The sequence below is a fragment of the Trueperella sp. HMSC08B05 genome (assembly GCF_001808405.1).
Lineage (GTDB): Bacteria > Actinomycetota > Actinomycetes > Actinomycetales > Actinomycetaceae > Trueperella > Trueperella bernardiae.
Window position 1 is genome coordinate 1 of the sequence record NZ_KV793232.1, and the last position, 18,495, is coordinate 18,495.

At 64.2% G+C, this 18,495-nt stretch carries 12 protein-coding genes and 1 tRNA gene; 4 read left to right on the forward strand and 9 right to left on the reverse strand.

All coding sequences use genetic code 11. From position 1 onward, the window contains the following. The 3 genes from HMPREF3167_RS02400 to HMPREF3167_RS02410 all read right to left on the reverse strand — a co-directional run. The coding region (locus tag HMPREF3167_RS02400) for an alpha-1,6-glucosidase domain-containing protein (RefSeq protein ID WP_070445286.1) at positions 1–6,512 on the reverse strand (6,512 nt) is incomplete at its 3' end. 182 nt (positions 6,513–6,694) lie between these two features. After that, a tRNA-Val gene (locus tag HMPREF3167_RS02405) sits at positions 6,695–6,767 on the reverse strand. A gap of 42 nt (positions 6,768–6,809) precedes the next feature. Further along, positions 6,810–7,250, reverse strand: a complete 441-nt coding sequence (locus tag HMPREF3167_RS02410; protein WP_101923434.1) for a DUF3052 family protein — start codon at positions 7,248–7,250, stop codon at positions 6,810–6,812. Between the two features lie 172 nt (positions 7,251–7,422). Here HMPREF3167_RS02410 and aceE point away from each other — a divergent pair, with 172 nt between their 5' ends. From aceE to HMPREF3167_RS02425, 3 genes are all read left to right on the forward strand, one after another. After that, positions 7,423–10,179, forward strand: a complete 2,757-nt coding sequence (gene aceE / locus HMPREF3167_RS02415; protein WP_070445289.1) for a pyruvate dehydrogenase (acetyl-transferring), homodimeric type — start codon at positions 7,423–7,425, stop codon at positions 10,177–10,179. A 138-nt stretch (positions 10,180–10,317) separates the two neighbouring features. Next, positions 10,318–12,090, forward strand: coding sequence for an ABC transporter ATP-binding protein (locus HMPREF3167_RS02420; protein WP_083281043.1), 1,773 nt, complete (start codon positions 10,318–10,320; stop codon positions 12,088–12,090). Further along, positions 12,087–13,898 carry an ABC transporter ATP-binding protein gene (locus HMPREF3167_RS02425; RefSeq protein ID WP_070445292.1) on the forward strand — a complete coding sequence of 604 codons (1,812 nt, stop codon included), beginning with the start codon at positions 12,087–12,089 and terminating at the stop codon, positions 13,896–13,898. Before HMPREF3167_RS02420 ends, HMPREF3167_RS02425 begins: the two co-directional genes overlap by 4 nt. A gap of 6 nt (positions 13,899–13,904) precedes the next feature. Here HMPREF3167_RS02425 and HMPREF3167_RS02430 read toward each other — a convergent pair whose 3' ends face one another. The 3 genes from HMPREF3167_RS02430 to HMPREF3167_RS02440 are packed head-to-tail and all read right to left on the reverse strand — an operon-like array spanning position 13,905 to position 15,869. After that, on the reverse strand, positions 13,905–14,633 hold the full coding sequence (locus HMPREF3167_RS02430; RefSeq protein ID WP_070445295.1) for an HAD hydrolase-like protein: 729 nt from the start codon (positions 14,631–14,633) through the stop codon (positions 13,905–13,907). Next, positions 14,630–15,253 (reverse strand): L-threonylcarbamoyladenylate synthase, encoded by a 624-nt coding sequence (locus HMPREF3167_RS02435; RefSeq protein WP_062612243.1) that lies wholly within the window; start codon positions 15,251–15,253, stop codon positions 14,630–14,632. The genes HMPREF3167_RS02430 and HMPREF3167_RS02435 overlap by 4 nt, the downstream gene beginning before the upstream one ends. Continuing rightward, positions 15,237–15,869: a hypothetical protein gene (locus HMPREF3167_RS02440; RefSeq protein ID WP_083200501.1), complete on the reverse strand. Its 633-nt coding sequence runs from the start codon at positions 15,867–15,869 to the stop codon at positions 15,237–15,239. The genes HMPREF3167_RS02435 and HMPREF3167_RS02440 overlap by 17 nt, the downstream gene beginning before the upstream one ends. A 59-nt stretch (positions 15,870–15,928) precedes the next feature. On the opposite strand from HMPREF3167_RS02440, the gene HMPREF3167_RS02445 reads away from it, so the two are divergent. Beyond that, entirely contained in the window at positions 15,929–16,348 is a 420-nt protein-coding gene (locus tag HMPREF3167_RS02445; protein ID WP_062612240.1) for a phosphopantetheine-binding protein, read from the forward strand. Positions 16,349–16,381: 33 nt separating this feature from the next. On the opposite strand, the gene HMPREF3167_RS02450 is transcribed toward HMPREF3167_RS02445, so the two are convergent. From HMPREF3167_RS02450 to def, 3 genes are all read right to left on the reverse strand, one after another. Further along, the gene (locus tag HMPREF3167_RS02450) at positions 16,382–16,885 is read right to left on the reverse strand and encodes a DUF3145 domain-containing protein (RefSeq protein ID WP_068538373.1); all 504 of its coding nucleotides are present in this window, start codon (positions 16,883–16,885) and stop codon (positions 16,382–16,384) included. A gap of 83 nt (positions 16,886–16,968) precedes the next feature. After that, on the reverse strand, positions 16,969–17,877 hold the full coding sequence (locus HMPREF3167_RS02455) for a TIGR01777 family oxidoreductase (RefSeq protein WP_068538374.1): 909 nt from the start codon (positions 17,875–17,877) through the stop codon (positions 16,969–16,971). Then, positions 17,874–18,359: a peptide deformylase gene (gene def, locus HMPREF3167_RS02460; RefSeq protein WP_062612235.1), complete on the reverse strand. Its 486-nt coding sequence runs from the start codon at positions 18,357–18,359 to the stop codon at positions 17,874–17,876. The genes HMPREF3167_RS02455 and def overlap by 4 nt, the downstream gene beginning before the upstream one ends. Between the last annotated feature and the right edge of the window lie 136 nt (positions 18,360–18,495).

An 18,495-nucleotide genomic window follows, 5' to 3' on the forward strand; every position in this document is an offset into this window, starting at 1 on the left:
CGCGACGGCGTAACCGGACGATCCATCACCTGACACTGAGAAGGCACCAGCTCAGCAATCTCCTCCTGCGTCATCGGGCGCGTACGAGACTCAGTGGTCACAACCCGGTCACCGACGACCCACTCGAGCTTGTCAGCATCCCACACGAACTCCGTGGTGGTCACCGTCCGCTCCTGATTGAAGGTGCGATCCTCGATGTTAGGAGTCGTGTCCTTCCACTCGGAATACTCGACCTTCACCTCAGGCTGGGCCGGGCGCTCCAACTCAAACTCCCACGAGGTCTCAGCGTCCGCTGCGAGGACATAGCCATCCGCAGCTACGGCAGTTACCGTCACGGTCTGACCAGGCTTCACCTCAACAGTTCCGGTGACCTCCCGATCGCCGACCTTGTAAACCACACCCTCAACGGTCGGGATCGTGATGACACCAGAGTCCTGATCAAAAGCCGGATCCTCCGGAGTGACCTGCGTCGGCAACGCCGGCATCGAGAACTCCCACGAAGCCGGAGCGCCCTCGGCCAGGACATAACCCTCCTTGGCCACAGCAGTCACCGTGATCGTCTGACCCGGCTCCACGTTCACCGAATCCTGGACAACGTCCTCACCAACCTTGTAATCCACGCCCGTAACGGACGGGATCGTCACAACACCGGTCGCCATATCGAGAACTGGCACCTCCGGAGTCACTTCCTTCGGCTCAGGTGCGGCCTTCTCCTGGACGAGCACCACTGCCGAGCGGGCGGGAATCGTCACCGTACCTGTCTCGGAATCCCACGTCGTACCCTGAAGGACCGGATCATCATCCTGGCCGTCGGTGAGAACGGGCGAGAGCGAGAGCGTCAGGCCCTTCATCTCGTCGATGCCCTGGCTCAACTCCACCGGAGAAGCGTTGATCGCCACGAGCAGGCCGTCCGAGTCCGGATCGACGTCGGCGCCGACCGTGTCGTCCACGCGCATGAGGATGAGGCCCGCCTGCTGATCCTTGCCCGCACCCGGGAAGGTCACCTTCTCCTTGACGAGTTCAGCAGAGCCGAGCGTCAAGAGCGGGTGAGCGTGCCGCAGGCGAAGCAGCTCGAGCGCTTGGGCATGCGCCTTGGCGAGGTCCTGCGGGGAGGCCACGTTCGCAGTATTCTCCAGGAACGGCTTCATGGCATTCCACTGCACGTCGTTGTCCCGAGCCGGAGGAAGACCCACACCGAAGTTGTGCTTCTGGCCGGTCCAGTCGATTGCGTTGAAGTAGTCTCCCGAGTTGTAGGAGTTGCGATCCATCGACTTTGAGCGCAGCAGGTCAGTGCCCGCGTGCCAGAAGGACGGGGACTGGCCGAATGTGACCGTCGCGAGCGAGACGGTATTCATCCGCACGCGCGTATCCATGGTCGAATCGGCCGGTAGCTTCCACATGTTCGTGTCAAAGAGCGTCTCGTTGTCATGCGCGTCGACGTAGTTGACGTTCTCCTCCGGCGAGATGGCGTAACCTGCCTTCTGCCCGTTGTAGTCCAACTGATCGCCGCGCTTCTCCTCGCCCGAGCTGGTGACGAACGTGAAGTCCTTGAGGTTGCCCGCCATGCCAAGACGGATGAGGTCCTGGTTATGCCTCAGGCTTGCCAGCTGATCGTCGCTCGCCGAATTGAGCGCGTTCGGGTCCGTGTATTGGCCGTTGCCAAAGCCCTGGCCTTGCGACTTGTTCGAATCGAACCCGCTTCCACCATGCACGGCGTCGCGCAGCCGGTCGTTGAACGAGCCGATCCCGGTCCCGTCCAGCTGCCCCTGCGTGGCCTGCTCGAAGCGCTTGTTGTTCTGAACGTCGTCGCCGAAGTTCCAGCCCTCGCCGTACATGTAGATGTTCTTGCCGTCAACCCCGTCCTTCTCCGGCGTCAGCTGCGCAAGCCCGGCCTGGATGGCCTCCATGTTCGCCCGCGAGTGATGTCCCATGAGGTCGAAGCGGAACGCGTCAATCTTGTAGTCGCGCGCGAGCGTGACCACCGAGTCAACCATGAGCTGTTCTGCCATCGCGTTCTCGGTGGCGAGGTTCTCACAGCAGGTGGAATTTGCCACCGTGCCGTCCGCGTTCAGGCGGTGGTAGTAACCCGGCACCACCTTGTCGAGCACCGACTTCTCGCCCTGGCCAGACTGGGCCGTGTGGTTGAACACCTGATCGAGGATCACCTGGTAGCCCATCGAGTGAAGGGCGCCGACCATCTCACGGTAGGCCATCGTGCGGTTCGCACCCGACTGGTTCTCCTCCGCCGCGTACGAGCCCTCCGGGGTCATGTAGTGGTAGGGGTCGTAACCCCAGTTGAACCCGTCCTCATCGGCCACAGCCATGACCGCCGCCTGCTGTTCCGACGACGCCGCCCCGGCATCCGGCACTGACGCCACCTTCTGTTCGGCGCGCTTTTCGGGAATCGTGGCGATGTCGAAAGTGGGCAGGATGTGAACCATGTTCATGCCCGCCGCCGCCAGCTCGCGCAGCTGCTTGACACCGGCGGAGTCCTCGAGGGCGAACGCCTCGTAGGTTCCCCGGAGCTTCTCTGGGACGGTCGTGTCCCCGATCGAGAAGTCGCGCACGTGCAACTCGTAGATGCTTCGCGCCGAGTCATTCGTGATGACGGGCGCTTCGCTGGTTTGCCAAAGCGTTGGCATATAGTCCGGATCCGACAGGTCAACGAGCACCGAGTGTGTCGAGTCCACCGTCAGGCCCACCGAATACGGGTCGGTCACCACGTTGTGCTCAACCTGGTTGGTCGAGGGCACAAAGACCTCCACGTTGTAGCGGTAGGCGCGGTTCTTCCAGGCACTTTCGCCCGTGATCGTCCACGTGCCATCCGCCTGATGCTCCATCGGCAACGACGCCGGATCGCCCGTCGCGTCCTCAGAGTCGAAGAGCTGCAGCGCGACCGACTTTGCCGTGGGAGCCCACAGTTTGAGGGTAGGAACGCCGTCGTTGAAGTGCACACCGAGCCCGCCAGCCTCACGCGCCGCGGAGGCGTAGAGAGCGTCGAGTACGCCCGGAATCTGCAACCCTGTGAAGGCGACCGGCGTCCCACTGGCGTCCTTGGCGAGGATCGCAAGGTTGCCTCGCAGGGCCTCCTCAACCGCGGAGCGCTCCATGGCGGCCGTCAGCGTCTCATACCCGCGCAGATGCCCGCGATTCTTCAGCTGCTCCGAGGACAGTCCCGAGCTCGAGTGTGTCATCTTCGCCAGCTTGGTCGCGCCATCTCCGGCCACCGCCCCATTCGCCACGGACAGCGCACCTGTGCCGCCCCACAGTTCGAACGTGAGGTCGGTGCGCCCGCCGGTGAGCGCGCCCGGCCAGGCGAAAGTGGACTCATCCACCCAGTAAGCCGTGCGCTCGCCCTGGCCCGCGACCGGGACGTCACCTTCCGAAATCTCCAAGACGTGGTCCGAGATGCGGTAAGTGAAGGTGATGAGCTTGTTCGCGCCGACGGTGAAGTGATAATTATCAGCGCTATTGGGGGTGCCGCCAGGACCGTAGTTCTCTGCCCATCCTCGCCCATGAGCGACCTTCACCTGGTAGTCCCCCTGCGCGATCTTGGACGTGGAGAAGGTATAGGTGCCATCCCCGTTCGGGAACATGAGCGTGGCCAAGCACGCCGGGTTCCAATCCGCGCCGAAATCGCCAGACGGCTGACAGCCGAGCGTGGCATTGAAGTTGCCCGGGAGCGTCACGATCGGATCCGTGGCGGTGTTGAAGAACTTGTGGCTGACGGGGTTGTAGAAGAAGGTGACGTCCGTCTCCTCATCAAGGGTGTAGGCGACGTTCTGCCCCTTAGGCACGCCTCCTGCTCCGTAGTCCACGTCCCACGATCCGCCGATCGCCACCTTGTACTGGTATGAGCCCTTGGGCAGCTTCCACGTGCCCATGTAGAGCCCCGAGGCCTCGTCGAGGGTGAGGCGCGCGTCCACGCACGCAGGGTCCCAGTTTCCGCCGCACCCCATGGCCTGCTGGTGCGTGCCAGGGAGGACGACGTCGTTCGCGCCGATTCCCGCCGGTGCGGGCGCGGCAGAACCCAGGTCGGTACCGACGACCAGAAGGCCGGAGCCGGCCACCTTGCTGCCGTCCGCGTCAACCGAGACCGCGCGCACCTCGACGAGCGTGCCCGCCGGAAGTCCGAGATCGGCAAAGACACGCGGCTGGTCACCCTCGGCCACACCGAGCGGCGCGTATTCTTCGGTCCCCACCGGCCGGTAGGAGAAGGAGGTCTCCGCCCAGCGGTGGTCGGCGATATCCGCGGTCACCGAGGTAAGCCCGTTTTCGGGAGCCCCGGTCGACACCGCGATCGTCTGGCTCTGTCCTGCGTCAGCCACCTGCGTGTTCGCCTTGAACACGACCGCCGACAGCGCCGGCACCGTGAGGTTCACGGTATCCGTGGCAGTGACCGAATCCTGCGTCCCGTACAGCGGCGAGTAGGTTGCACCCGGGGTGAGGGTGGCAAACGTGGCCTCCTTCGCAGAGTCGGAGTTGTTGATGGCCACGAGGTATTCGACTTTCTCCTGGCGATCCACGCGGGCGAAGGCGAAGACGCCCTGGCCGTCGTCGTAGTGGAGAGTGGTCTGCGAGCCGGTGCCCAGCGCCTTGTGCTCGCTGCGCAGGTTAGCGAGCGCGGCGATGTGCGTGCTCATCTCCGTCTCGCCGAAGCGGTCCTGCGAACCCGCGGGCGTGCCGTCGAGCAGCTTGTAGTTCTGGTATTCGCCGGTCTGCGTGGCGAACAGGGATTCGCGAGCGCCCTTGTCCGCGCCGTCGCCCACCAGGCCCTGCTCGTCGCCGTAGTAGAGCACGGGCTGGCCGCGCGTGAGGTACATCAGCGTGTGGGCGAGCTTGGTGCGGCCCATCGGGTCGGAGCTACCACGTAGGAGCCAGCCGATGCGACCCTTGTCGTGGTTGCCCAGGAAGGTGGGCATCGCGGCCGCCGACGAGTGTGGGGTGGTGTAGTAGGAATCAGCCGCGAAAGCCGAGGCGAGCGCCTTGGCCGAGCCGCCACCCGCGTAGCCCTCCGCCCAGGACTGGAAGGCGAAGTCGAGCACCGCATTCATGCGGGTGTCGCGCAGGTAGGGGGCGAGCAGGTGGGTCTGGGCGTCGTAGACCTCGCCGAACATGAAGAAGTCGTCGTTCCCTTGCTTGGCCGCGTAGTCGCGGATGACGTCGGTGAACTCCTGCCAAAACTCGAAGTTGACGTGCTTGACCGTGTCGATGCGGAAACCGTCCACACCGAAGTCCACCCATGCCTTGTAGATGTCGATCATGCCGTCACGCACGGTCTTGTGCTCGGTCATGAGGTCGTCAAGATCGCCGAAGTCCATGTAGGTGGCCGGTTCACCCGCCGGCCACGACGAATCATGCCCGCGGTTATGGTAGAGCGTCGGATCGTTGAGCCACTGTGGGTACTTCGCGCTCTCCATGCCATCCGGGATGAGGGGCTTGTACGGGAACGACGTGGCGGCGTCCATCACCGGGAACGTGTCCGACGTCGCGTAGTCGGCCGGGTCGAACGCCGCGCCGCTCGCGTCCTTGTACGGGGTGTCCTTCTTATAGATATAAGGAGGGTTCTGCCCCTCATGGCCTTCGTAATAGATGACGTCCGCCGTGTGGTTGGCGATGATGTCGAAGTAGACCTTCATCCCCTTCTCATGAGCCGCCGCGATGAGGTCCTTCAGCTCCTGATTCGTGCCGAAGTGGGGGTCGATCTGCGTGAAGTCCGTAACCCAGTAGCCGTGGTAGCCCGCCGACGCATCCGCGCCCGTGCCCTGCACGGGGCGGTTGACGAATGACGGGGTTAGCCAAATCGCGTTCTGGCCCAGACCCTTGATGTAGTCAAGCTTGTCGTGGATGCCCTTGATGTCGCCGCCATGGAAGAAGGCACGGTCGGCCGGGTCGAAACCGGTCTCCATCCGGTCTGTCTTCGTGCAGTCGACCGGTAAAGCGCCGTCGGCACCGGCGTGACCCGTGGCGATACACCGATCATTATCCGGATTGCCGTTGTTGAAGCGGTCGGTCAGCAGGAAGTACATGTTGCGGTCGGCCGCCGGGTCCCTGTAGGGCGCGGCAATCAGCGACGCGTCGGAATCGGCGTACTCCCCCGGCAGGCCCGGGTCGGAGACGAAGACCTTCTTATTGACGTCGTCGAACGAGAAGCGCAGCGTCCGCGCATCGTCCAGGACCAATGGATAGTTGCCGTCCTTATGGCCATCCATCCCGTAGGCGCCGTCCCACGAGTTGTTGATGGTCACCTTGAAGGCGTGCTCCCCCGCCGGGATCGTCAGATCGGCTGTCCAGATCCGATCCCCATCCGGATCCTTCAGTGAGGTGGCGCCACAGGCCTCATCCCAGTTCTTTGGGCAGCCGAGGGCATCTTGGAACGTGCCGGCAACGGTCACGTTCGACGTCGCTGCAACAGCGGGCGTGGCAAAGCCAACAAATACCGGCAGTCCCACCGCCATGGCCAAGAGTAGGCCGAGGGCGCGGATCAGCCGCGAATCCTGTGTGCGTTTCACGGGCAGACTTCCTTGTCTCTTCAACAGTGTGCGTGTTGGAAGACAAGTGTAGAGGGTGGCTCCGACAAAACTACCCGCCGCCTGCAAATTGCAAGCAAGAAACTGCAAGGATATGCACCGCAACGCTGTGACCAGCAAAAACGCCCTCCATGCACGTGCAAGAAGGGCGTTTTTTGTAAGCGTGGACCCTACCGGGCTCGAACCGATGACACACGCGGTGTAAACGCGTTGCTCTACCAACTGAGCTAAGGGTCCGCAGGTTAGTGTAACCGGCAAGCACCCAGTTGGGAAATCTCCCTAGAAGGTACGGCCGTGCGCCACCTGGAACGCGTTCCACCCAGAATCGAGGTGGCGCGTGGTCGTCACCGAAAGTCCGGCCGTGCCCGCGGCGTCATTCACATCCTCCATCGGCACGCTCAGATCGGCCCGCTGATCGGGCACGAGGAGCCAGATGGGCGCGTCGTCGTCGGCAATCCCGCCCGTGCAGTCAACGAAAAGGTCAGTCAGGTCGTCAACATCACCGTCGTCCGCACGCCACCACAGGATCACGCCATCCACGCTCCCGCGGTAGTCCTCATCCTCAAGCTGTTCGCCCGTAACCTGGACGATGCTGGCGCGAAGAGCCATGTCGACGTCGTCGTCGTAGCCGAATTCCTGGATCAGTTGCCCCAACCGGAATCCCAACTCCTTACCGGATAGACCGGACACTGTTACCGCCTTCCCTGAAACAATAGTCACATTCTAAGGTGCCGACGGCGAAAGTACAGCTTTAAACCGTGGCCGCGTCTTACCACGTGGCGCGTGTGAGCAGTCACCCAGTTCTGTCTTCCGTTAACTAGTGGGGTCTTAAGGCCTAAACCGGTACCCTTGAGGTATCGCATGACGCAATCGATCGTACAGAGGAGTAATCGTGAGTCAACAGCCCCTGAGGCCTCTCATTAACGGCTTGCTCAGCCAGGTTCCGGACATCAACCCCGAAGAAACCCAAGAATGGATCGACTCGGTCGATGGACTGATCGATTCCCAGGGTGGGCCGCGCACCCGTTACCTGCTGACCGCGATGGAGAACCACGCCCGCCGCAAGGGCATCTCCCTCCCGCCAAACATTGTGACCCCGTACGTCAACACGATCGGTATCGACGACGAGCCGTACTACCCCGGTGACGAGTCGCTGGAAAAGGAGATCCGCCGTTGGACCCGCTGGAACGCGGCCGTCATGGTGACCCGGCAGCAGGATCCGGACATCGCTGTCGGCGGCCACATTTCCTCCTACGCCGCTCAGGCCACCCTGTACGAGGTGGGCTTCAACCACTTCTTCCGCGGCAAGAACGCCCCGGGCGGTGGCGACCAGGTGCTCTTCCAGGGCCACTCCTCCCCCGGTAACTACGCGCGCGCCTTCCTCGAGGGCCGCCTCACGGAGAAGGACCTCGATTCGTTCCGCCAGCAGGCTTCACGCCGTTCGGGCGGCCGCGGCCTGCCGTCCTACCCGCACCCACGCCAGATGCCGGACTTTTGGGAGTTCCCCACCGTCTCGCTCGGCCTTGGCCCGATCTCCGCGATCTACCAGGCCTGGTACAACCGCTACCTGCACGAGCGCGGGCTGAAGGACACGAGCCAGCAGCACGTGTGGGCGTTCATGGGCGACGGCGAGATGGACGAGGTCGAGTCCCGCGGCGTGCTCCACCTGGCCGCCGGCCAGAACCTTGACAACCTCACGTTCGTCATCAACTGCAACCTTCAGCGCCTCGACGGCCCGGTGCGCGGCAATGGCAAGATCATCCAGGAGCTCGAGGCCCAGTTCAAGGGCGCGGGCTGGAACGTCATCAAGGTGATCTGGGGCCGCGAGTGGGACGAGCTGCTGACCGCGGATAAGGACCGCGCGCTCGTCAACATCATGAACGAGACGCTCGACGGCGACTACCAGACATTCAAGGCCAACGACGGCGCCTACGTGCGCGAGCACTTCTTTGGCCGCGATCCGCGCACCAAGGCGATGGTGGCCGACTGGTCGGATGAGAAGATTTGGGCGCTCAAGCGCGGCGGCCACGACTACCGCAAGGTGTACGCGGCTTACAAGGCTGCCACCGAGCACAAGGGCCAGCCCACGGTCATCCTCGCCCACACGATCAAGGGCTACGCGCTCGGCTCGAACTTCGCCGGTCGTAACTCCACGCATCAGATGAAGAAGCTCAACTCTGATGACCTCAAGCTCCTGCGCGACACGCTCGAGCTGGATATTGCCGACGACCAGCTTGACGATCCGTTCGTGGCGCCGTACTTCAAGCCGTCGCCGAAGAACCCGGCTCTGGAGTACATGCACGAACAACGCCGCAAGCTCGGCGGCTACCTGCCCGAACGCCGCGTGGTGGAGCAGGGCGTGACCCTGCCGGCTGAGAAGCATTGGGGCATCCTCAAGGGTGGTTCGGGCAAGCAGAAGGTGGCCACCACGATGGCCTTCGTCCGCCTGCTCAAGGACCTGCTGCGAGACAAGGACTTCGGCTACCGCTTCGTGCCGATCATCCCCGACGAAGCCCGCACCTTCGGCCTGGACGCTATCTTCCCCTCGGCGAAGATCTTCAACGTCCTCGGCCAGAACTACACCGCGGTCGATTCGGACCTGCTGCTCAACTACAAGGAGTCCCAGCAGGGCCAGATCATGCACACGGGCATCACGGAGGCTGGCTCGAACGCGGCGTTCACCGCGGTGGGCACCTCGTACGCCACCCACGGTCTGCCGATGGTTCCGATCTACATCTTCTACTCGATGTTCGGTTTCCAGCGCACGGGCGACCAGTTCTGGCACGCCGCCGATCAGCTCACGCGCGGCTTCATCGTGGGCGCCACCGCCGGCCGCACCACGCTGACGGGCGAGGGCCTGCAGCACATGGACGGCCACAGCCACGTGATCGCTTCGACGAACCCGGCTGTCATCCAGTACGACCCGGCCTACGCCTACGAGGTCAGCCACATCTTCCGTGATGGCCTAGTGCGCATGTATGGCGACGGCTCGGATGGGCGCGACCAGAACGTCATGTACTACATCACGATCTACAACGAGCCGATCCACCAGCCGGCCGAGCCGGAGAACGTGGACGTTGAGGGCATCGTCAAGGGCATGTACAAGCTTGACGAGGTCGAAGGCGAGGGCCCGAAGGTCCAGCTCTTCGCCTCCGGCGTGGGTGTGCCGTGGGCGCGTGAGGCCCGCCAGATGCTGCGCGACGACTGGGGCGTGGCCGCGTCCGTGTGGTCGATCACGTCGTGGTACGAGCTTCGCCGCGACGGCCTCGCGGTCGACGAGTACAACTACCTGCACCCCACCGAGGAACCTAAGAAGGCCTACGTCACCCGCAAGCTTGAGGGCGAGTACGGTCCGATCATCGCCACCTCGGATTGGGAGAAGCAGGTCCAGGATTCGATCCGCCCGTGGGTCCCGGAGGCCTACTACACACTCGGCGCGAACGGCTTCGGCATCGCCGATACCCGCGCCGCCGCGCGTCGTCACTTCCGCATCGACTCCGCGTCCATGGTGGTACGCGCCCTCCAGGCGTTGGCCGACCGTGGCGAGGTCGACCGTTCCACGGTCCAGGCGGCGATCGACAAGTACCAGCTCCTTGATCCGGAGGCCGGCGACGACGGTCAGCCGGTGGCGAACGAGCCGGCTGTCTAAGCCCTGATTTCCCCGGTGCCTCGCGGTTAATCGCCGCGGGGCACCATTTTTTGTGTGGCACAGTTGGATTTATTAATCCAGCAAAGTTGTCGGACCGTGGTTGTAGTCTGACATGGACGGTACGAGCTAAGGAGAGCTGTGACTCTAATCCACATCAGCTGGGAGTTTCTCAAGCGAAAGAAGGCGGCGTTCTTCTTTATTTTTCTGCTGCAAGTAGTGCAGATCCTCCTCAGCCTCGTCCTGCCCGCCTTGAACGCGCAGATTATTGACGACGGCATTTTGGGCAACGATCAGGCCCTCATTTGGCGCGTGGGCGGGGTGATGCTCGCGATCGCTATCGTGCAGATCATCTCAATGGCCGGAGCGATCTACCTAGGCGCGCGCACCGCCATGGAGCTCGGTCGGGAGCTGCGCGGGCGGGCGTTCCGCCACGTGCAGTCGTATTCCGCCACCGACCAGCACAAGTTTGGCGCGCCCACGCTCATCACCCGCGTGTCGAACGACGTGACACAGGTGCAAAACGTCGTGCTCCTCACCTTCACTGTCATGATCATGTCCCCGCTCATGGGCTTTGGCGGCGTGTTCATGGCGATCCAACAAAATGCCCGGCTTTCCCTTCTGCTCGTGGTCATCGTGCCGCTACTTGGCCTGCTCATTTTCTTCGTTATGCAGGCGCTCGCGCCGCGCTACACGGTCCAGCAGGAACGCATCGACCGGATCAACACCTTGTTGCGTGAGCAGTTGACGGGCGTGCGCGTGATCCGCGCCTTCGTCCGTCAGGATACGATCCGTGCCAAGTTCGACGACGCCAACCACAAGCTTCGCAAGATCTGGCTGGAGATCGGTGTGCTGTGGGCGTTCCTCATGCCGGCGGCGTCAATCATCATCGGCATCTCGTCCGCGGCCGTGGTCTGGTTCGCCGCCCACCTCATTTCGCAGGGCGCCATGCAGGTCGGCGCGCTGACCGCCTATATCTCCTACCTTATGATGATCATGATGTCGGTGATGTTGTCGGGCATGATGGTCATGCTGTTCCCGCGCGGCGAGGTCTCGGCCAAGCGTCTCCAGCAGATCTTCGACGTCGTGCCCGCTATCCAGGCCCCGGCCGATCCCGTGGCGTTGCCCGAGGGCCCGCTCACGTTCGAACTTGACCACGCCGGTCTGCGCTACCCCGGCGCCGAGGAGCCGGTCCTCTCCGACATCTCGATGACCTTCGCCCCCGGCACACAGGTGGCGCTCATCGGCTCCACCGGTTCGGGCAAGTCCTCGATCATCAAGCTCCTCCCCCGGCTCATTGACGCCACTTCGGGCGAGGTCCGTGCCGGCGGCGTGTCTGTTACCGACGTCGACCCGCAGGAGTTGCGCGCCCGCATCGCGCTCGTCCCCCAGCATGCCTTCCTTTTCTCCGGCACAATCGCCACGAATGTGGCCGGTTCGCCCGACGAGCACGCGCCCTACGACGCCGACCGGGTGGTCCTTGCCCTGCGCGCGGCTCAGGCGTGGGACTTTGTGAGCGAGCTGGAGGGCGGGATTGAGTCCAGTGTCGAATCGGGCGGTAAAAACTTCTCCGGCGGCCAGCGCCAGCGCCTGACGATCGCTCGTGCGATCTACCGGTGCCTGCCGGACGCACAGGGCCGCCGGCAGGCTGACCTGCTGATCTTCGACGATTCCTTCTCAGCGCTCGACTACCAGACCGACGCGCGGCTGCGGCGCGGCTTGCGCGCCTTCATTGGTGACGTTGCGGTGTTCATCATTGCCCAGCGCGTGTCGACCATCCGCCAGGCCACCCACATCCACGTGCTCGACCACGGCCACATCGTCGGAGTGGGCACCCACCATGAGCTACTTGATTCCTGCGAAACGTACCAAGAGATCGTCGCGTCGCAGCTGACCGCGGAGGAGGCACGATGAGGGGCGGACCTCACGGGGCGAACCCGTATTCGACCGAGACTCGCGACACGAAGGGAGCGCTGAAGCGCCTGCTCCGCATGCTGCGGACCGAGCGGCTGCGCGTGTTCGGCATCGCCGTCCTCATGTTGTTCGCGGCGGGCGGCAGCGTGCTCGCGCCGAAGTTCTTGGGCGACGCCACGAACGTGGTCGTCGATGGCATCTCCGGAAGCGGCGTGGACTTTTCCAAGCTTGCGCGGGTGTTGCTTTTCGTCGTCGGGCTGTACGCGGTCTCAGGCATCACGAACTTCGCCGCGGGCTACATTATCCGCTACACGGTCCAGGACCTGGGCTACAAGCTCCGCCACGACGCACAGGCCAAGATCGACGCGCTATCCCTGTCATGGCTGGATAAGCAGCAGCGCGGCGACCTCCTCTCCCGCGTCACGAACGACATCGACAACATCACCCAAACCCTCATGCAGACCCTCAACCAGGTGATCCAGTCGGTCTACCTGCTGATCGGCATCGTGGCGATGATGATTTGGGTTTCGCCGCGGCTGACCGTGGCCGCCCTGTTCGTCATGCCGCTTGGCGTCGTCGCTCTGCTCGTCATCCTCAAGAAGGCCCGGCCAGAGTTCCGCGCCCAGTGGGCGAAGACGGGCGAGGTATCGGCCATCGTGGAGGAATCCTTCACGGGCTTCGACGTGGTGAACGCCTATGGCCTCCAGGACGACTTCGAGCGCATCTTCGACAAGGCCAACCACGGCCTGTACGAGGCGGGCTACAAGGGCCAGTTTCTTTCCCAACTCTCCCAGCCGATCATGGGTTTCGTGTCCAACCTCGGCTTTGTCATCATCGCGGTGTGGGGCGGGTTCCAGGTGATCAACGGCCAGCTAACGATCGGCGGCCTGCAGGCGTTCATCCAGTACAGCCGCCAGCTCAGTCAGCCGGTCTCTACGCTCGCGTCCATGACGGCGATGCTGCAGTCGGGTGCCGCCTCGGGCGAGCGCATCTTCGACTTCCTCGACAGCGAGGAGATGGACCATGACGCCGCCGTCGATTTCCACGACCTCATTCCTGCTGACAAATTCCATGGCCACATCACGTTCGAGAGCGTGGAGTTCTCCTACGAGGAGGGCATCCCAGTGATCAACGGCCTGTCGCTGGACGTGCATCGCGGGGATCAGGTGGCGATCGTGGGTCCCACGGGCGCGGGCAAGACCACGCTGGTCAACCTGCTCATGCGCTTCTATGAAATCAACGGGGGCCGGATCGCGCTCGACGGCGTGTCCACCCGCGACTTTTCCAAGGATTCGCTGCGCTCCCAAATCGGCATGGTATTGCAGGACACGTGGCTGTTCGAGGGCACGATTGAGGAAAACATCGCGTTTGGCAAGGAGGGCGCCACCCACGACGAGGTCGTCGCGGCGGCGAAGGCCACGGGCGTGGACCGCCTGGTGCGCCAGCTACCTGAGGGCTATGACACGATCATCGACGACGAGGGCGGCAACATCTCCGCTGGCGAGAAGCAGCTCATCACGATCGCCCGCGCCTATCTTTCCGACCCGGCCGTGCTCATCCTTGACGAGGCCACATCGTCGGTGGACACCCGCACAGAGATGCTGGTCCAGCGCGCCATGGGCGAGCTGCGCGAGGGGCGCACGTCGTTCGTCATCGCCCACCGTCTATCCACAATTCGCGACGCCGACCTCATCATCGTCATGGTTGACGGCGACGTGGTGGAGCAGGGCACACACGAGGAACTGCTCGCGCACCACGGCGCCTACTACGATCTGTACCAGTCGCAGTTCAGCGGGCCGGAGGAGTAGGGCGGCCTAGAAGCCGTTCGCCCGGGTATCGAGGATTAGTTCGCGTAGCTCGTGCGGGGTGGAGACCGTGGCCCAGGCGAGCTCGCGCTCCTCGGGCCACGAGTCGGCCCATTCGACCAGGATGGTCCGCACGCCGTGGACGCCCGCGCCCTCGATGTCGTAGATGCGGTCGCCCACCATGATGACGTCGTCGCGCCACGGGCCCGACGTGGGCGAGCTCGCTGGCACTTCGGCCGAGCCCGTGAGCTGCCCGGCACCGGCGGCGAGGACGCCCTTGGCGCGTAGCTCGTTGAGCGCGGATTGGACCACCTCGGCCTTGCCGAAGAGGTTCTTTTCGGTGGTATCCCCGCACACCGCGGTGAAGAGGTGGGCGATGCCGAGGTGCTCGCACACGCCACGGGCGCTGCGCTGGAACTTGGAGGTGGCAAGGCCGAGCGCAAAGCCGTCGTCGTGAAGGCGCTCGAGTAGTTCGCGCGTGCCGGCGAAGAGGTCGACGTCGTTGCCTACGGCCGAGTAGCGGCGCCGGTATTCGTCGATGTAGTCCTGAACCTGGTCGGCGGGCACGCCGAGGTCGCCGAAGCTGGCCTTGAGCGGCGGGCCGAGGTACTTGCGGAACGCCTCGAGCGGGAGGTCGACGCCAGCGAGCGCCTTCATTGTGGCGGCGAGGGTGGAGGTGACGACGGGCGCGGAGTCGGTCAGCGTTCCGTCGAGGTCGAAGAGAACGGCTTTGATCATGAGACGTCAAACATCGACAGGTCGCCGGCGCCTTCGCGCGCGATGACGGCTTCACCGCTGGACAGGTCCACCACTGTAGTGGGGCCGCGGCCGACCGGGCCGTCCACCACGACGTCGACCGCGTTGCCCAGGCGGTCATCGACCACCCAGCCCTCCTCGAGGGGCTCCTCCTCGCCCGGCACGATGAGGGTGGAGGACAGCAGCGGTTCACCGAGTTCGGACAGGATCGCCTGGACGATCCGGTGGTCTGGGATGCGCACGCCCACCGTGTGCTTCTTCGGGTTCAACGTCATGCGCGGCACGTCCTTCGTGCCCTTGAGGATGAAGGTATACGGGCCGGGCGTGAGCGACTTGACCAGCCGGAAGAAAACGTTGTCAATGATGACGAAGTGCCCCAGCTGGGCGAAGTTCGCGCACAGCAGCGTGAAGTGGTGCTTGGAGCCGACCTGGCGGATTGTACGGATGCGGTCGAGGCCCTCCTTGTTGGCCAGGGTGCAGGCGATCGCGTACCCCGAGTCGGTGGGCAGGGCGATCACCTCGCCGCGCCGGAGCCGGTCAACCACCTTCGCCACGAGCCGGGGCTGTGGGTCTTGCGGGTGAAGTTCAACGTACGTCGCCATTTTTCGCCTTCCTCGTTGCAATCGCGATTTCCAGATCGTCCACGAGTTCGCCGACCTGGCCCGATTCTTTGAGAATCCGGACGTAAGAGCGGGCCTCATCGATCTTGTTGGCTGCGAGCGCCGCGCTCACGAGTTCCTCGGCCACGCCCAGCACCTGCTCGGCGGGCTTCCAACGGCCGAGTCCGAGCTGGATCGCCGCCTCGTTCTGGCCGGTTTCGCGTAGGAGCTTGATGCCTTCAGCGAGCGCGATTCCGGTTTCTTCCCGGTCCGCCGCCGTCTCAAGGTAACGCTGGGCCGCCTCCGGGTCCTCGGGACCGGAGAGCCGGGCGAGCTGAATGAGCGGGTACCAGGCCCGCGAATCCGAGCCGATCTCCTCGCTTAGTGCCCAGAGCACCAACTCCGGGTCCGCCTCGCTCGAGTCGCCCGTGAGCGGATCGGCGGGTTCTTCGGAGACCGCGAAGCCCTTGATGAGGTCTGCGAGCTCGTCGAACGAAACCACATCGTTGGGATCCTCCGCCAGTTTGTCGCGCAATTCGAGCGCTTCGGCAATGATGCCCGGTTCCTCGTCCTCGTGGGACGCGTTGACGAACCTACGCATGAGATCTAGAAATGCCATACTCTTAGCCTAGCTGATTCTGTTACCGATCGGCTGTCGGCTTCATCCAAGGAGTGAACATGGTGTCCCGCGAAGACCTTGCGCTCGCACGCGCCCGCGTGGTGTTGGCCGACGTCGCCCCCGAAATCCCAACATCTGAGATCGCCCCGGGCGCGCGCCTTTCCGAGGACCTCGAACTCGACCAGGTCTCCATTTGGGCGCTTGCCGCCGGGCTCGAGAAGCTGGCGAAGGTCCAGATTAACGACGCCGACATCTGCGCCTCCACGACGCTCGACGACCTGCTGGCTCACGTGCTGACGGACTTGCCGGCCGATTACGCCGAGGAGGTCGGGCTTGCGGGCGGAGCCGAGCCGGACGAAACCGAGGCCGGCGGTGGTGCGGGCGCGGACGGCGTCGTCGAAAACGCGCAGGAGGACGCGGCCGACGACGCCGAGGACCTCGCCGCCGCCATGGAGGACCTGGCCAACCTTTTCAAGTAAAGCCGGAGCAGGCCCACGGCAGGGGCGGCGGGCCTAACCGACCCGGTGCAGCCAGCGCACGGGAGCGCCCGCGCCGGCGTAACGGAAGACTTCGAGCTCGTCGTCCCAGGCCTGACCGAGGGCGACGTCGAGGAGGCGGCGCAGCTCGTCGGCGTCGCCGTTCGAGTCCTCAATCGCCGCGCGGATGCGGTTCTCAGGGACGACGACGTTGCCGAGCAGGTCGGTCTGAGCGTAGAAGATGCCGAGTCCGGGCGTGCAGGACCACCGGCCGCCGTCGCTGACCGACGTCGGCTCCTCGGTCACCTCAAAGCGCAGGTGCTCCCAGCCGCCAAGGGCCGAAGCGAGCTGCGCGCCCGTGCCGGACTCCCCTGCCCACGACACCTCGCCGCGGTTCATGTTGGGCAGAGCCGGCTGCTTGGTCCACTCGAAATGCACAGGGTATCCAAGCACGCTTGTGACCGCCCATTCAACGTGAGGTTGAACAGCCGGTGTCACTGAATGAATAAATATGACGCCACGTGTGGCTTTGTTGTTCACCGTAACCTCCTGCTTGGGTGAAATTCCCCTTGACACGCAAGCGAGGTTCGTTAGTTCAAGGATGCCACACGACCGGGCGAAAGTCACTCCAGTGGAAGCTCGCGGGCGAAGATCTCCTCAATGGTTGGCGCGAGGAAGGTAAAGCCGTGGTCGGTGAGCTCCTGAGGGTAGACGCGCTGGGAAGCGAGCACCGCCTCGCGCGCCATCTCCCCCGCAAGCCGGAGCGCCGGCGTCGGGACTGAAAGGAAGCCCGGCCGGTGGAAGTGGCGGGCGAGAGCCTCGTGCCAGTGCGCGTTACGGACCGGCTCGGGCCCGACCATGTTGACTGGCCCGGACACGTCGCGGGTAAGGAGGAAAAGGAGCGCGCGGACGTAGTCGTCGCGGGCGATGGCCGACATCCACGCCGAGCCATCCCCCAGCCGCGCGCCCATGCCCGCCCGGTACAGATGTTGCAGGATCCCGAGCATGCCGCCGTCCGCGCCCATGACCAGGCCTGTGCGCAACTGTACCGTCCGCACGCCCAGGTTTTCCGCCGCCGACGACGCCGCCTCCCAGGCCTCGCACAGCTCCGCGAGGAAACCCGACCCGGCCGCCGAGCTCTCCGTGAGGACCTCATCCCCGCGGTCCGGGCCGTAGTATCCGATCGCCGAACCGGCGAGGAAGACCTGCGGCCGGTGGGAGCCCATGGCACTCACCAGGGTCTCGACCGAACCCAGCCGCGATTCCCACAGCGCCCGCTTGTACGAATCGGTCCACGGGCGCGAGAGCAGTCCCGCACCGTTGAGGCAGATGATGCCGTAGGCACCGGCGAGGGCGGCGTCATCGATCGTGCCGGCCGCCGGGTCCCACGTAAACTGCGTGACGCCGGCTGGAGCTTGACGGCCCGGCGTGCGCAACAGTTGGCGCACCTCATACCCGCTCGCGACGGCGGCATCCACCAGGCGCGAACCGATGAAACCGGACGCGCCCGCGAGCACAAGGGCTCTTCTCATTGCATTTCCCTGAGCTTGCGGAAGGCCTCACGGCGCAGGTGGCGCTCGAGCCGGTCGATGAAAAGGTGGCCGTCGAGGTGGTCGATCTCGTGCTGGATGAGGCGCGCCCAGATCTCGCGGCCCTCCACCACCACTTTCTTCCCATCCAGGTCCGTGCCTTCCGCTCGGGCGTACATGGCACGCTTGGCGTGGAACCACAGGTCGGGGACGGAAAGGCAGCCCTCGTCACCGTCCTGGATCTCCTCGGACAGCTTCACGATCGTCGGGTTAAGGATGTACCCCAGCTCGCCCTCGATGTTCCAGGAGAAGGCGCGGAAGGACACGCCGATCTGGTTCGCGGCCAGGCCAGCGCGGCCGTCCTCGTTCACATTCTCCAGCAGGTCCTCCACCAGCTGCTTGATGCCAGGGGTGACCTCCCGGATCGGTTCGCACGGGGTGCGCAGGACGGGGTCGCCAACTACACGGATGTCTCGGTACGTCATGGACGTATTGTCTCACTTTCGCCTGGCGCGCGAGGGGACGGCTGGGTGGCAGCCGCCGGCGGCGTCGAGGGCGAGCACGAGGGCGAGCCGGGCGTCACTAAAGGCGGCACACATGTTTTCTTATTCCACGCCTATT

Excerpts from the sequence above, each read along its gene's own strand:
- HMPREF3167_RS02425 (WP_070445292.1), top strand. The coding sequence starts at position 12,087 with ATGAGGGGCGGACCTCACGGGGCGAACCCGTATTCGACCGAGACTCGC.
- HMPREF3167_RS02430 (WP_070445295.1), bottom strand. The coding sequence starts at position 14,633 with ATGATCAAAGCCGTTCTCTTCGACCTCGACGGAACGCTGACCGACTCC.
- HMPREF3167_RS02435 (WP_062612243.1), bottom strand. The coding sequence starts at position 15,253 with ATGGCGACGTACGTTGAACTTCACCCGCAAGACCCACAGCCCCGGCTC.
- HMPREF3167_RS02440 (WP_083200501.1), bottom strand. The coding sequence starts at position 15,869 with ATGGCATTTCTAGATCTCATGCGTAGGTTCGTCAACGCGTCCCACGAG.
- HMPREF3167_RS02445 (WP_062612240.1), top strand. The coding sequence starts at position 15,929 with ATGGTGTCCCGCGAAGACCTTGCGCTCGCACGCGCCCGCGTGGTGTTG.
- HMPREF3167_RS02455 (WP_068538374.1), bottom strand. The coding sequence starts at position 17,877 with ATGAGAAGAGCCCTTGTGCTCGCGGGCGCGTCCGGTTTCATCGGTTCG.
- def (WP_062612235.1), bottom strand. The coding sequence starts at position 18,359 with ATGACGTACCGAGACATCCGTGTAGTTGGCGACCCCGTCCTGCGCACC.